Source organism: Gluconobacter cerinus, assembly GCF_002723935.1.
Classification (GTDB): Bacteria; Pseudomonadota; Alphaproteobacteria; order Acetobacterales; family Acetobacteraceae; genus Gluconobacter; species Gluconobacter cerinus.
Genome location: NZ_BEWM01000040.1, coordinates 1 through 1775 on the forward strand (window position 1 = coordinate 1; position 1775 = coordinate 1775).

Genomic DNA, 1775 nt, shown 5'->3' on the forward strand with positions numbered 1-1775 from the left:
CGGAGCCTGTCCCTCGCCCAGGACGCTCGTGATGCGCTCACGCATTTCCTGCGCGGCCTTGTTGGTGAAGGTCACGCACAGGATCTGGGACGGCCGCATCCCATACATCTGGATCCGGCACGCCACACCGGCCGTCAGGGTCTTGGTCTTTCCCGTTCCGGCTCCGGCCAGCACGAGAACCCGGCCAAGCGCCATGGCGGCCTCACGCTGCACAGGGGTCAGTGGCTCCAGAACCGGAGCGAGGGTCTGCGGATAAGAGGTCATGCGGGCACCTGCTCGACGGGATAGACTTCAGACGCCACGGGATCCTCGACGGGAACGATATTGTTGCTGTCGGTAAAGAGGGTCAGCGGATGATAGAGGTTAAAGCCCTCATGGGGACCATCCCATCGTCCGGCAATCACGAGAGCCAGCGCGCGGTTCAGGCCGCTACCCAGCCACACAAGCTGGTGCGGAACCGGCATTTCAGGCGCTTCAGGATCCGTACAGCCGAGACGGCGCGCATGATCCATCCAGATCGCCGAGGCCTTTTCATGGCCCAGCATATTAAAGGTCAGGCCGGTCTTGATAACGATATGGTCGATATGCTGGCGGGCCGTGGATCGGGTGTCGTTATACATCATGACGTCCTCAAAAGCCTTGGGGCAGGCTGACAGGGTGAGCGTTGGGAGTTCAGGTCCGTTCAGACGGACGATCGTCGATTTTCGGGTGAAGACGATCAGCTCGCCGTCGCGGTCCCAGGCGTCGTTCAGGCGATCACCGCCGATGACGACCCCCTGCACCAGTCCTTCGGGCGTGTGCGCCTCACAGAAGACTTCGGGGGCCGAGGTTCTCAGACCAGTTCTCTTCCAAACCCTGATGGCCTCTGCGTCCTGCCGCCACAGGATCAGTGTGACGGCCTGCCAGCTCAGACGGGATTTGCTCTGCTTCATGCCGCCACGTCCTGACGGGCGCGGCGCTGCAGAACAGCGTTCCAGTCCTTGTCTTCGCCTTTGGGTGAGTACCGCAGGGGCTTGAGTCCGGCTTCGCGGATCATGGGCGCATAGATCTCTTCGTACCGGTCGCCCTGGGCATCGCCGTCCACGACGATCATGACGCGGCCACCAGCCTCAATCGTGCCAAGAAGAGCACGGAACTCCTCCATCGCTTCAGGGCTCATGCCGCCTCCGGTCGAGACGTACAGGCTGGGGTCTGCGAAGAACGGATCCATGGCCGCATAGGACAGCACGTCGATGGCGGACTCACCGATGACCAGACGGACGGGCTTCACTCCTTTTTCGCCAGCCCTCATCCGAAAGAGCATTTTGCCACCGCCGCCCGAGGAGAAGCCGCGATATTCCGGCCCGCGCATCTCCATGCCCGTCAGCTCGCCCGCATTGTTGTGATGGGCGAACCAGGCCGTGCCCTTCATACCTTCCCGCAGGAGACCCTGCTGGTTCGCGAGATGAAGAATGCGTTCCGGCAAAGCCCGGTCGCGGGTCAGATAGGTCCAGGCAGCCGACCCCGGCTGGGGAGCCTGACGGTTCTTCCACATATAGTTCGGATCGCGTGCGGGTTTGCGCTCTTTCGGCTCTGCGACGTACTCGGCCCCGCTCGGCGTAAGGCCCAGCATTCCACGGAGTTCCACGCGCGCGTTGCCAAGGGACATCCCGGGATTGAGAAAGCGGACCAGGTCGATGACCGAGCCTTTGACGATCGAAGACGAATTGTGCGGATCCCACCAGCCCTTGCCACCGTGGGTCACGATGATGCTCTCGCCTTTCACGCGACGAAAG

3 protein-coding genes are annotated in these 1775 nt (G+C 62.3%); all 3 read right to left on the minus strand.

The annotated features are described in order from the left end of the window. Positions 1–264, minus strand: a 264-nt coding sequence (locus GCE01_RS16555; protein WP_167386205.1) for a UvrD-helicase domain-containing protein, incomplete at its 3' end; no start/stop codon positions are given. Further along, complete coding sequence (locus GCE01_RS16560; RefSeq protein ID WP_099213708.1) at positions 261–932, minus strand: hypothetical protein; 672 nt, start codon at positions 930–932, stop codon at positions 261–263. The genes GCE01_RS16555 and GCE01_RS16560, both read right to left, overlap by 4 nt. Then, a partial coding sequence (locus GCE01_RS16565) for a DUF3991 and TOPRIM domain-containing protein (protein WP_099213709.1) occupies positions 929–1775 on the minus strand: 847 nt, incomplete at its 5' end. The genes GCE01_RS16565 and GCE01_RS16560, both read right to left, overlap by 4 nt.